We start from the raw sequence: 13,279 nt of genomic DNA on the forward strand, positions 1-13,279 counted from the left end.
TTATCGGTTTACCAGCATCTTGGGGCCGGTTTAAGAGACCACAGCACCTTGTGTATCAATCTGGCAAATATGACTAAAACCAGTGTCATTCTGAATATAGTTTTCAGATAACCAATTTTGAATACCTTGTGCTTGCTCTAAATTATTACAAACTGCAAATACGGTTGGGCCCGAACCAGAAATACCAAAGGCTAGACCACCATTATTCATTACATAGTCTCTGCTTTCATCAAACTTCGGTAGCAAAGATTTACGATAGGGCTCAGCTATTACATCCTTCATTACTGCGGCTGCAAGGGCTTCATCTTTTCGATAACTTGCATCTACAAATACAGCAAGTTGTTGTCCAAAGGTGATGGTTTGTGCCATTGGGATCTGCTTAGGCAAAATGTCTCGGGCTGCTGCCGTCGAAACACTGATACCTGAAAAACATGCCACCCAATACCAGTTCTCAAATACCGGTAAAGACAAAACGATTTTGTCTGATTGGCTATTCATCAACGTTAAACCACCCACAAAACATGGCGCGACATTATCGTAATGCACACTACCACTGATTTGTCCTTCCAATTCACCCATCATCAATAGTAACTCGTTTGCTTCAAAGGGTTCATCAAAAAATTGATTTAAACCATGTAACGCAGCCACTATCGAACTCGCACTTGAACCCAGCCCACTACCTATGGGTAAGTTTTTGTACAAAACCATTGCCACTTCCGCAGTGGGTAAGCCACGCTCAAGCAATTTTTTAGTGAATAAAGTGTAGCAGTGAAAAACAATATTTGATTGCGGATCTGCAGGTAACTTATCTGCAAAGCGTCCTTCAACCTTTAAACTAAAGGTATCAGCAGAGCTAACATCCACTTGATCACCCAATGGGCTACCATCGATAGGGGTTAATGCAGCACCTAGTAAGTCAAAACCAAGACTAACATTGCCAATTGATGCAGGCGCGTAAGCTGAAATGCTTTTATTCATCGATTAGATATCCTGTTTCCATGGCATAGTACGAAGTACATCGGCAAATACACCAGCTGCTGTTACCGTTGCGCCAGCGCCGTAACCGCGAATCACATAAGGAATCGGCTGATAATAATGACTATGGATTGCTAAGGCATTCTCACCTTCTTTAATTGCATATAAAGGGTGAGTATTATCAACGGCTTTTAGGGCAACCTTACACTGGCCATTTTCAATTGAGCCAACATAACGTAACACTTGCCCTTTGTTTTTAGCCTCTTCGACAAGTTTTAAATAATGGCCATCCAAGCTTGGTAGATTGGCCATAAAGTCGTCAATGCTGCCACTTGCATCAAAAGAGTCAGGCAAAACAGATTCTATTTCAATATCACTTAACTCTAACTCAAGGTCGGATTCGCGAGCCATTATTAACAGTTTTCTAGCCACATCCATACCCGACAAATCATCCCGCGGATCAGGCTCTGTAAAACCATTCTGTTTAGCGATTTGAGTGGCCTCTGACAAACTATGGCCTTCATCTAACTTACCGAATACGAATGATAAGGAACCCGATAAAATACCTTCGAAACGTTTTAATTCATCACCTGCGTAAATCAATTTTTGTAAATTATCGATGACTGGCAGTCCAGCACCTACAGTGGTTTCATATAAAAACTGACGGTTGGTTTGCTGTGCCATGGAACGCAGTTTTTTGTAATAAGCAATTTCGCGGGTATTGGCTTTTTTGTTTGGCGTTACTACATGGAAACCGGCAGACATAAAATCAGCATATTGGCCAGCAATGTCTTCATTACTCGTACAGTCAACAACGACCGGGTTAATTAGGCTGTTTTGCTTAACAAATTCGCTCAAATTCTCTACCGAAAGAGTTTTCTCTGAGTTATCTAGATCTGCTTGCCATTCACTTTGCAGGTCAATACCACCAGTTTGTAATAATAACTTACGACTATTGGCAACTCCGTATACTTTTAAACTAATACCACGCTCGAATAACGGTTGTTGTTGACGAGCCATTTGTTCCAGTAACTCTTTTCCTACGTTGCCGCACCCCACGAGGAAAATATCAATGGAGTGGGTATTCGAGAAAAAATTCTGATGCACAACCTTCACTGCCTCTTTTGCACGGTTACTCTCAATAACTGTGGAAATTGAACGCTCAGATGACCCTTGCGCAATCGCAACGTTATTCACTCTAGCTTGCGCCAAAGAGCTAAAGAACTTCGCAGCCAAGCCCTTAGAATGACGCATACCATCACCCACAAGAGTTACAATGGCCAATTCATGGCGTACTTCAATGGGATCCAATAGGTTATTGGCAAGCTCAAGGGCAAACGCATCTTCTAACAGATTCTGTGCTTTTTCGGCGTCTTTGCTGTGGATACAGAAACTAATGCTATATTCAGAAGAAGACTGAGTAATTAAGCTAATGGAGATATTCGCGTTAGACATCACTTCAAACACACGACTCGCCATGCCTACCATACCTTTCATACCAGGGCCGGCAACATTAAACATAGTCATGTCATCAAGATGAGAGATGCCTTTAACGCTGGTCCAAATATCACTCGATTCTTTACCAATTAAAGTTCCAGGAGCAGCAGGATTTAAGGTATTACGAATCAAACAGGGAATATGGTGTTGAGCGATAGGACCAATAGTTTTAGGATGCAACACTTTCGCACCGAAGTAAGACAGCTCCATGGCTTCTTGATAAGTGAGCTTGTCGAGAAGTACTGCGCCATCCACTTGGTTAGGATCAGCATTGTAAACTCCATCCACATCCGTCCAAATCTCACAACATTCTGCGTCTAAACACGCAGCAAGAATGGCCGCGGAATAGTCGGAACCGTTACGTCCGAGGGTCACTTTCTCGCCTTCGGCGTTTACTGCAACAAAACCCGGCATAATTAATATTTCAGATTCATCGTAAACAAACTCCGAAAAGCGTGCTTTGCTCACTGCAACATCGGCAATGCTATCTAAGTATTCACCCTCGGCAACGATATAATTAACCGGATCAATAATGTGATTTTTTTGGCCTAGTGCGCTCAGTATTTCACTGAAAATATTGACGCTGACATATTCGCCCATACTTAAAATTTTGGCGGTAATTTGGTCGGGAGCACAACGCAGTAACTGAATGCCATTTAAATGCTGCTTCAATTCAACTAAAATTGTATCTATAAAGCTACTTAAACGGGCTTTGCGGAAAGCAGGCAATTGCTCAGCTAGGTCGCTAGTAATACCATTTAACGTCATGTCTAATTTTGCATACAATTCGCCAAAGTCATTTCCCGCACTCGCTTGTTCACATAACAACGACAATGCATTTGTCACTCCCTTTGGAGCTGATAAAACCACTGCTGCACCATTTTCTTCATGGCTAGCTAAACTGATGTCTTTAACCGACAAATAACGTTTAGCATCGGCCATTGAAGATCCACCAAATTTCAACACCTTCATTTATTGCTCCTGTTTACTTCTGTTCCGCTGCTTGAGATTCGCATTCTAATTTCGCAATTTAACCCAACTCTAAAGCCAACTATTTGTTGTGTAGCCAAATAAAGTAGGCAAATAATTTTACTGTAAATAACAAAAAGCCCGCTTGAGTCGCGGGCTTTTTTAAATTTCTTTAAGCACTAGCCAGCGACCAACTCGTTTGAGGTGGTAATCATAATCATGCCGATGGTGCTTATTATTATTTTCATGGGCTTCAATTTGCCGTATAGACGTCTATATGTCAACCATCAAAGGGTGATTTGTTGGCGATTTATGATCATTTATGCTGTTCTAATAACTCTAAGGTAGAATTTAATGGATTGAATAGGTATTTCACATCTTCACACGAGTAAATTTTCAACCTTTACTGCAATTTACTTTGTAATGAATCCTTCGTTAACGAATGACTGGGTCCGAGCAAACAGATTAATCTATTATTGAGGAGTTTAGAATCTGAAAATAAGACTTCACTCTATTCCCCATGCTGTCTGAAGCCGGTTAGGGGTGGTAAATTTCAGCTAATATTGATGTGAATCATATATTTGCCACTATTTTATGGGTAGTATAAGAATTGATAAAAACTTCAGATTGATAATGATTAAGGAGCAATTATGTATAAAACAATCCTGTGTGCAATTGAGGCGTCTACAGAAGGGAAACAAGTTCTCGCTAAAGCTGCTGAAATGGCAGAGTTGTATGGCAGTAAGTTAATTGTTATGCATGTTTTACCCTACAAGTTACTGCCTAAGGATTATCAAAAAGAACTGAAAGACAAGATATCTCCTAAAATTGAAGAATTGTGCGCAGGCTTCAATGTCCCTAAAAAGAACCGAATCATTAAGGTTGGTAAACCTTATGAGCTAATATGCAATGAAGGGATTAAACGAAAAGCTGACTTGATAATGCTAGGCACACACTCTAAAAAAGGCATTCAGGCATTAATCGGTTCTACCGCGAATGGCGTAGCAAACTATGCAGACTGTGATGTTTCATTAGTAAGAATTGCAAAGTCTAGCAAATAAACATTGAAAAAATAAAAAAATCAAAGGGGTCAGATACGTTGAAATGTCTCTTCGGCCCCTAACTTTCTATTCAACCAAACTGGGTTTAAGTTTTTCCCGAAACTCAAATCTGACGTTATTTAGTGCAAATTACCTTTGAACTCGTTTGCCAGTTGAATAAAGAGTTCTACCTTTTGCGGTTCAATATCTTTGAGCATAGTGTTGAAAACTTGTTTTTCAATTTTGTTAAATTTGTCGAGATATTGTGTTCCCTTGCCAGATAACGACAAAATTTGACTACGGCCATCGTTTTTATTACTGGTTTTAATGACTAACTCTTGATTGACGAGCTCTTTAATCAAACGATTAATTTGAGCTTTATCCCGTGCCATAAAAGTAGCCAGTTTCTGTCCCGTGCAATTTTCAATCTTAGAGATCACCTTTAATGACTTTAAATGCATAGGTGATAAGTCTGAATCTAATTGTTTAACCTGCTCAATAATCTTATTGCGTACAGTATGAAAAAGGCTAAACAACGCTTCATTTAATTCCATTATTTCTCCACATCTAGAAACCCACCAGCAAATTAATTGATATTATCAACCAACATCAATATGGTAGACTTTATCAACTTTATTTAATTGGATACTAAAATGCAACTTAAGTTAAAAAATGTGCTGGTGATATTCACAATTCTCAGCACTTTAGTTGCTGCAATTACAGCTATTATGACATACGCAAATTTGCAGCCAACACAAAGTTTTTTAAACAGCTGGCTCAACTCCTATATATTTGCCTTAGTGGTGATGCTGCCAACTAGTGGTTTAATCTTTATTGTCATGAACAAATTGGTCGAATTGCTTTTTTCAACCCTCACAAATATACAGCAAAAGCTGCTCCATGGTGTTTTTATGGCGGTAGTCATGGAATCTGTAATGGCAATAGTAACTACTGTGGTCAATCACGAATATGTCACCTTTGCACAATATAGCCGTTTAATGTTCAGCAGTTTTTTGTATGCCTTGCCCATAGGATTAGGATTCTCATGTTTAATGGTGTTTGTGATCCGCCCCAAACTGCAACGATTTTTAGCTCAACCAACAACCAATAACCTTTAATAAGAGGAGAAAATTATGGAACCTAGAATGCGCAGGACGACGGTACATTCAGTTATTGACTTATCTCCGCACATGAGACGGATAATTTTAAGTGGTGAGGAACTTAAAGACTTCCCTAATGATAAAAAAAGTGCTCACGTGAAAGCTATTTTTCCAAATCCTAACTCTACTGAGAAATTGCCTAAACTAGGTATGTATATTGGATTCAAAAAATGGATGCATTCATACACTGTGCGGGAATTTGATAAACGGAATAATCAACTGACTATAGATTTTGCTGTACATGACCACCAAGGGCTAGCCTGCAATTGGGCCGCCTCAGCAATACCTGGTGATTTTTTAGGGATTGCTGGACCAGGAGAGACTAAGCATGCTGACTTAAATGCTCCTAGGCATCTTTTTTTCGGTGATATAACCGCCCTACCCGCCATCGCCGGCACATTGAAAAAATTGCCCTCAAATGCCCAAGGCTCTGCTTGGACTCAAGTGCCTGAACAATCAGATAAACAAGTGTTACATGGCCCTGACGGTATTAGCATTAACTGGCAAATCACTCCTAATAAGTTAACTAAAGACTTCTTATTAGCGCTGTCGTCACAACCGACAGATCTGCGAAACGCCGCTATTTTTATTGCTGCCGAAGCTGGCATAGTCAGACAATTCAAATCGTATTTAAATGCACATTGCCAATATGACAAACAAAAGCTGTACGCTAGCGCCTACTGGAATCAGAAAAAGTAATGCGCTAGACATTGGGTACGGTGAATCATAAAACTGGTGTAAAGTGTCAGCTAACATCCAAATCAGAATAACAGGAAAGTACTTTTTAAATGGCTTTCGATACCCAAGCAATCAATAAATCACGCCAGAATTTAACCGACTATGATGAAATATGGCTGTTCGGTTATGGCTCCCTTATATATAAGGTAGACTTCGAGTTTATTGCCAGTGAATATGCTTATATTACTGGATTTTCACGGCGTTTTTGGCAAGGCAGTCATGATCACCGAGGCACACCAGAATACCCAGGAAGAGTGCTAACCTTAACTCCTTCTTCTGGTGAAAGGTGTTTTGGTCGAGCATTTAAAGTCAATCATGAGGTTTTCGAGCACTTAGATCACCGTGAGAAAAATGGTTACCTGCGCCATGAAATTCCTATCCATCTATCAGATAATCGAACGGTTAAAGGTTTGATATACCTCGCCAGTCCAGACAATGCAGCTTACTTAGGGGAGGCAAGTATAAAAGACATTGCAACGCAAATCTTCAACTCATCTGGACCAAGTGGATTGAATCGTGATTATGTGTATGAACTCGCGGCAGCATTAAGAGAGCAAGACGAAGTGGACGAACATGTGTTTGAAATTGAAAAAACACTTGTTGCCATGGATTGATTGTTGGCTATCACCGGGATAATTCACCATTTCACTGGACTAAAGTCCAGCCTACAGACCTATTCGCTTATCTCACTACAGTCACAGAACCTGTAGCTCAGATTAAATCCCGAGCTACAGGGGTGCTCGAATTACACAAAGGTGCGACAATATGTCGCATTCTCGAGAGCGAACTGCCCCGCTATACTGCTACTATTTTATACTCAAAAGGTTCAAATTAGTGTCAGTAACAACCAGTAATCTAAACAATTTCCAGAAACTTTCCCCTATTGCCTTAGTCATCTGCACATGTTTTTTAAATTCCCCTGTATATGCAAATGATGAAACCGAAGTCGTAGAAGTTATAGGCTATAAACCCCAAGATAAAGTGCTTTTGGGTTCGCCAGAAGCGCTACTAGAACAACAAGGTGTGAGTTTTTCGGCAGCCGGTGGGATGTCCAGCTTACCAGTACTTAACGGTATGATGGGGGATCGCGTTAAGGTGTTGGTAGATGGTGCCGATGTTACCGCTGCCTGTGCAAATCATATGAATCCACCGCTATCCTATATTTCTGCCAATCAAATTAAGACAATTTCAGTAATTGCCGGCATTTCACCGGTAAGTTCGGCAGGAGACAATATTGCCGGTGTAATAGAAGTGAACACCATAAACCCTCAGTATAGCGACAGTGAAAATATAGGCTGGCAATCAGGCTATGCTTCGGCGGAGTACCGCAGTGTTAACGACGCCATGCTAATTGGTTTAGGCGTACACTTGTCAAGTGATTCAATCAGTCTGGATTATCAAGGTGCCTATGAAGATGCATCAAGTTATGATGATGGCAATGGTGAGCAAGTGCGCGATACGCTTTACCGTGCACAAAACCATGCCCTAACTGCCGCATTTAAAGATCAGCAACAGCAACTGGCAGTTAAACTAACCCATCAATATATCCCTTTTCAGGGCTTTGCAAATCAATACATGGATATGACTTACAACCAAAGTTATGGGCTAACCACACAATATTTGCGTGAGTTACAAAATGGCGATTTCCAGGCACAATTCAATTGGCACCAAGTTGAACATCGCATGGGCTTTTTTACACCAGAAAAAACTGGCATGATGCCGATGAATACTGAATCTGATGACTACAGTGCGAAATTACGCTGGCGTCTCCCTACCTCCGATAACCAAACTTGGTTATTGGGTGCAGAATGGTTTGCTTATCGACTTGAAGATTGGTGGCCGGCCGTCGCAGATTCTGCAATGATGGGACCAAATGATTACTACAATATACATGATGGTGAGCGCGACCGCTTGGCTATCTATGCAGAAAGCATTTCCCAGTTAGCCAACCAATGGACAATCTCAGCAGGCGTGCGGGTTGAAAATGTGTCAACCGATACCGGTGAAGTGCAGTCATACAATTCTATGTCGATGATGGGCATGCCGAATGAGGACTATGCCGCCAGCCTGACATTCAATGCAGCAGAACGAGATCGTTCAGATACATTAGTGGACATATCCTTGCTTGCATCTATTCCCCTCAATAGCCAGCAAACTTTAGAACTGGGTATCGCACGCAAAAACCGCGCACCAAACTTATACGAACGATATAGTTGGGGCCGCGGTAATATGGCTATGACCATGATTGGCTGGTTTGGCGATGGTAACGGCTATGTGGGAGACATTAATTTGGACCCTGAAACGGCAGTAACCATCAGTGCCGGATACCAATATGCTAGTACAGATGAAAGTTGGCAGTTTTCCATAACCCCTTATTACACCAAAATAAACGACTATATTGATGCGCAAGTTATCGGTAGCTTTAGCGCATTTGGCCAAACAGATAACCCTGATGCCACCCGTAACCTACTTGAGTTCATTAACGAAGACGCCACTCTGTATGGTGTGGATATCCAGGCACGTAAACAAATTGTAGACGATGCGCAATTGGGCCAGTGGAGCTTACAAGCCGATATTAGCAGTGTGCGCGGTTCTCGCGACGACAGTGGCGAAAGTCTTTATCAAATTAACCCCATCGAAGCGAAACTGAGTTTGCAGCACAAGTTAGCTAACTGGCAAAATAGCTTAAGTGTTCAGTGGGTAGACAGCAAAGAGCGTGTTGACTCTCGTCGACTCGAAAATACCACCGTAAATTACACATTAGTAGATATCGCAAGTCAGTATCATTGGCAACATATGACCTTAAGTGTGAGTATCAATAATCTTCTGGATGAATACTATGAATTGCCACTAGGTGGCGTCAGCGTAGCAGATATAAGAATGGGTGAAAGCTCCGATTTTGCCCAGCTAGCAGGTAAAGGTCGCTCGATTAACCTTGGCCTTCGTGCTAGTTTTTAATGAGCTTGAAGCCTTAGCAAAATAAACAATTGCGGTCAGGATGTTGCCAGGCTACAAGTGGCGACATCCACCAGCGAATAATAGTGGCTTAGTTTTTTCTTGACCTTGAATATATTCATTAGGTTTTTATTCAATTGTGCTAAACAGCCTCAGTCTCATTTGAAAACCGTTTTCTAATTAATAATAATCCAAACCGCGTCAATACATTTTGCTATTTGGTTTGATCTATCGGTTTTTCGATAAAATCGAGTGTCCCAAATCTAGCCACTCTCGATTTCATTTCAGACTGAATACCACACCTGAAACAATAATTACAAAAACGTCTATACATTGTTCATTTAACGCCTCTAATACCTCAATATCATTCATATTAGGCATGACTAAGTCAAGAATGACTAATGCAAATGATCCCTCGATTAGCGTATTGGTGGTTTCTTAGCCATTACTGACTAGTTCGAATTCACTGGCAAAGTTATTAGGAAGGCAACGCTCCACCATTTTACGCACTAACGCACTAATCTTCACAAATTAATACCGGAAGGCTCACCATCTCACCTTTTGTTATTATTATTGGATAGTTTTATGTTTCAATAGTGTTTTCTTCAACATTATACTGTGACCGAAGTTATGCCAAGCATTCAAGAAAAAGTCGCCTATCAGATACTTTATGGATTTGAGAAAAACTATCGTTGGTTTTGTCGAATTACCTCAGGAGCAAAACAGCGGTTTGAGCAAGCACAGTGGCAAGCAACTCAACTTGCAGTAAAAGAACGCATATCTATTTACGAACAAAGTTTGGCGGATACCATATCCGAAGTCTATGCACTTATAAATCCGCGCCAACAAAGCCATGCATTCTGGCACCAAGTAAAACATCTATTTGCGTTGCAATTGGAACAACACCCCCAATACGAACTAGCCGAAACCTTTTACAACTCAGTGATAGGCAGATTGTATAAACACAATAAAATTGATGACCAAATCATGTTCGTCCTGCCTAGCCGTTGTTATATCCCGGGACAAGACAAGCAAAAAGTGGTGAATAGCTTCGACACTAGCGGCACTGTTGGCTCAATGATGGAAGCAATTCTCGCTATCTACCGCTTTTCCATTCCCTATGAAAATAAACAAAGTGATATAGAGCAACTTGATCGAGCACTAAGAGCGCGGCTAAATAAAGCTCAACTGGCATCAGTACATACTGTAGAGATTCTAAAACCGGTCTTTTTCCGAGGCAAAGCGGCATATTTGGTAGGCCGTATCTGCATGCCGGAAGAAACTCTCCCATTTGTCATTGCGTTATTAATTAACGACGAAAAGCAATTGCAAGTCGATGCGCTGCTAACCAGCAATAAAGACTTGACTGTTATTTTTGGTTTTGCCCGCGCCTATTTCATGGCCGATACATTATATCCAGCTGAAATCGTTGCATTTTTACAAGAATTAATGCCAAACAAAAAAAACTTCGAATTGTATATGTCCATCGGTCATTACAAACACGGTAAAACCGTCTTCTATCGAAACTTCCTACAACATTTAGACAATACAGATGATAAATTTACCATCGCCCCGGGAATTCGAGGGCTGGTAATGGCCGTTTTCCATTTACCTTCCTACGGAGTGGTCTTTAAAATAATCAAAGATGAATTTCCCGAAAGCAAAAGGGTCACTCGTGAACAGGTACGAGAGTGCTATCGTTTAGTGAAAACCACGGATCGTGTTGGTCGCATGGCAGATACCCATGAGTATGTAAACTTCCGGCTCCCCAAAGACCGCGTAGAGCCAGAGCTATTGGAAGAGTTACTGGACGTTGCAAGTAAAAACATCGAGGTTAATGAAAACGAAATTATCATTAAACATGTTTATATCGAAAGAAAAATGACGCCGTTGAACATATTTTTACAAACAGAAACCGATGAAAATAAAATCCACAATGCAATTAATGATCTAGGCTTTTGTATTAAACAAATAGCCGCGGCAAATATCTTTCCTGGAGATATGTTACACAAAAATTTCGGGGTGACTCGCAATGGTCGCGTCATTTTCTATGATTATGATGAAATTTGCTTGATGCATCAGCGCACTTTTAGGGAACTGCCAAAATCAGATGATCCTTTTGCCATGGATACACTTTCGGTATCACCGGAGGATGTTTTTCCTGAGCAGTTCGAACATTTTATTGTAGGAAAGCGTCATTTAAAGGATCTCCTTAAAAAATTACACCCTGACCTAATGACGGCAAAATACTGGGTTGAAGCTCAAAAAAAAGCCGCAACTGGGACAGTCCAGCACTTCACACCTTATAGTCCTGAACTGCGTTTCAAGCGAGTGTAAGCATCCAGTGAATCTAACCCAGTTAACATTAGGGGATTTAACCCAGCAGCTCGGTATTCAGCTGCCCTCTGCGGAGCAGCCATTAAACCTTACTTGGCGCAATGAGAATGATGTGCGTGTTTGGGTGAAGCGCGACGACTTGGTGCATCCGGTCATATCCGGTAATAAATGGCGGAAACTGAGCCAAACCTTATTGCGCGCGGCACACTCACCACCGTCTAAAATCATCAGTTTTGGGGGCGGCCATTCAAATCATTTGCATGCATTAGCTTATAGTTGCCAAAGATTAGCGATCCCGTTATTGGCCATTGTTAGGGGAGATTATTCACAACATATGACCCCTATGCTCAGCGATATTAAACACTGGGGCGCAGAAATTGAATGGGTGAATAAAATCACTTACGCGAAACGGGCTGACGCTAGCTACTTAGATCAGCTTAACGCAGAGCATCCCAATTCCTTGATTATTCCAGAAGGTGGCTCACAGCTTGACGCCTTGAACGGCGTAGCCTCTATTGTTGCAGAATTAACCCGGCCCTATGACATCATAGTGACACCTGTTGCCAGTGGCGGCACTATGGCTGGTTTAATCCAAGGTACGCACAACAGTCGCTGCGATGTATTAGGCCTAGGTGTATTAAAAGGCCATGACTATTTACAAGAATTGGTCACTAGACTTCTACCCAGTGAGATACATCAACTAGGTTCTTCAGCACAAGAACCAACAGAACAAAAAAACTGGCAAATCAATTCAGACTTTCACTTTGGTGGATACGCCAAGAAAACACCCGAACTGGTCACTTTTTGTGAACAATTTGAGCAAGATTACCAGATCCCCATCGAACCCATTTATTCGGGCAAATTGTTTTGGGGTTTACGCCAATTAATCGAAAATAAGAGTTTTCCACCAGGCTGTAAAATCCTTGCCTTACATACCGGTGGGCTGCAAGGTAAACGAGTTCAACAACCCGCAAAGATAATAAGGAATCAAGATGCAGTGGACTGAATGGCTAGCAGGTTTCGCAGGCGCGTCTCCCATAGAATGGATAGCCACCGTCAGCGGCTTTTTGTGTGTATTCCTGATCATAAAACGCAGTATTTGGTGTTTTTTCTTTGGTTTTATCCAAGTCAGTTTATACAGTTATATTTTTTACGACGTCAAACTCTACTCAGATATGATTCTGCACCTGATTTACGTAGGCTTTCAAATCTATGGTTATTGGATTTGGTCTAAAAATTTAGATGATGGTGGTCATGTGGTTGTCCATCACGGCAGTAGGCAGTTGTATCTGCTAGCCGTAGCCTTGGCGATTGTTGCAACCGGGCTCTGGGGCTGGTTTATGGCCAGCAACACCGATGCCAGCTTACCCTACTTCGATGCATTTACCACTTGCGTCAGTTTAATGGCTCAGTGGTTAATGTCCCATAAGAAGCTATATAATTGGAGCTTTTGGATTGTGGTGGATGTCGTTGCCATCTGGGTATATTGGCAAAAGGGTTTGTACCCAACCTCCGTTCTCTATTTATGCTTTTTAGTGATGGCTTGTATTGGTCAATATCAATGGTGGCGGATTTATCAAAAAAATACCGCACAGTTCGTCTAAGTAA

General features: G+C 41.3%; 11 protein-coding genes. 8 read left to right on the top strand and 3 right to left on the bottom strand.

What is annotated here, in order from left to right:
* Nucleotides 1–30: 30 nt before the first annotated feature.
* Both thrB and thrA read right to left on the bottom strand, forming a co-directional pair.
* Nucleotides 31–978 carry a homoserine kinase gene (gene thrB, locus AB6T38_RS13725; RefSeq protein WP_372547850.1) on the bottom strand — a complete coding sequence of 316 codons (948 nt, stop codon included), beginning with the start codon at nucleotides 976–978 and terminating at the stop codon, nucleotides 31–33.
* Between the two features lie 3 nt (nucleotides 979–981).
* A complete protein-coding gene (gene thrA / locus AB6T38_RS13730; RefSeq protein ID WP_372547851.1) occupies nucleotides 982–3,444 on the bottom strand; it encodes a bifunctional aspartate kinase/homoserine dehydrogenase I in 2,463 nt (820 codons plus the stop codon).
* A gap of 647 nt (nucleotides 3,445–4,091) precedes the next feature.
* Between thrA and AB6T38_RS13735 the strand changes: the two genes are divergently transcribed.
* The gene (locus tag AB6T38_RS13735; RefSeq protein ID WP_372547852.1) at nucleotides 4,092–4,502 is read left to right on the top strand and encodes a universal stress protein; all 411 of its coding nucleotides are present in this window, start codon (nucleotides 4,092–4,094) and stop codon (nucleotides 4,500–4,502) included.
* Nucleotides 4,503–4,621: 119 nt separating this feature from the next.
* Here the strand turns inward: AB6T38_RS13735 and AB6T38_RS13740 are convergent, their stop codons facing one another.
* Nucleotides 4,622–5,035, bottom strand: a complete 414-nt coding sequence (locus AB6T38_RS13740; protein ID WP_372547853.1) for a MarR family winged helix-turn-helix transcriptional regulator — start codon at nucleotides 5,033–5,035, stop codon at nucleotides 4,622–4,624.
* A gap of 99 nt (nucleotides 5,036–5,134) precedes the next feature.
* Between AB6T38_RS13740 and AB6T38_RS13745 the strand changes: the two genes are divergently transcribed.
* The 7 genes from AB6T38_RS13745 to pnuC all read left to right on the top strand — a co-directional run bounded on the left by AB6T38_RS13745 (nucleotide 5,135) and on the right by pnuC (nucleotide 13,275).
* Nucleotides 5,135–5,599: a DUF2798 domain-containing protein gene (locus AB6T38_RS13745; protein WP_372547854.1), complete on the top strand. Its 465-nt coding sequence runs from the start codon at nucleotides 5,135–5,137 to the stop codon at nucleotides 5,597–5,599.
* 15 nt (nucleotides 5,600–5,614) lie between these two features.
* Nucleotides 5,615–6,340 carry a siderophore-interacting protein gene (locus AB6T38_RS13750; protein WP_372547855.1) on the top strand — a complete coding sequence of 242 codons (726 nt, stop codon included), beginning with the start codon at nucleotides 5,615–5,617 and terminating at the stop codon, nucleotides 6,338–6,340.
* 89 nt (nucleotides 6,341–6,429) lie between these two features.
* The gene (locus AB6T38_RS13755) at nucleotides 6,430–6,993 is read left to right on the top strand and encodes a gamma-glutamylcyclotransferase (RefSeq protein WP_372547856.1); all 564 of its coding nucleotides are present in this window, start codon (nucleotides 6,430–6,432) and stop codon (nucleotides 6,991–6,993) included.
* Nucleotides 6,994–7,213: 220 nt separating this feature from the next.
* On the top strand, nucleotides 7,214–9,337 hold the full coding sequence (locus tag AB6T38_RS13760; protein ID WP_372547857.1) for a TonB-dependent receptor plug domain-containing protein: 2,124 nt from the start codon (nucleotides 7,214–7,216) through the stop codon (nucleotides 9,335–9,337).
* Nucleotides 9,338–9,964: 627 nt separating this feature from the next.
* Entirely contained in the window at nucleotides 9,965–11,671 is a 1,707-nt protein-coding gene (gene aceK, locus AB6T38_RS13765) for a bifunctional isocitrate dehydrogenase kinase/phosphatase (protein ID WP_372547858.1), read from the top strand.
* A 7-nt stretch (nucleotides 11,672–11,678) separates the two neighbouring features.
* Nucleotides 11,679–12,677 (top strand): 1-aminocyclopropane-1-carboxylate deaminase/D-cysteine desulfhydrase, encoded by a 999-nt coding sequence (locus AB6T38_RS13770; protein WP_372547859.1) that lies wholly within the window; start codon nucleotides 11,679–11,681, stop codon nucleotides 12,675–12,677.
* Entirely contained in the window at nucleotides 12,664–13,275 is a 612-nt protein-coding gene (gene pnuC, locus AB6T38_RS13775) for a nicotinamide riboside transporter PnuC (RefSeq protein WP_372547860.1), read from the top strand. The genes AB6T38_RS13770 and pnuC overlap by 14 nt, the downstream gene beginning before the upstream one ends.
* Nucleotides 13,276–13,279 lie beyond the last annotated feature (4 nt).

The organism is Aliiglaciecola sp. SL4 (assembly GCF_041538045.1).
GTDB lineage: Bacteria > Pseudomonadota > Gammaproteobacteria > Enterobacterales > Alteromonadaceae > Aliiglaciecola.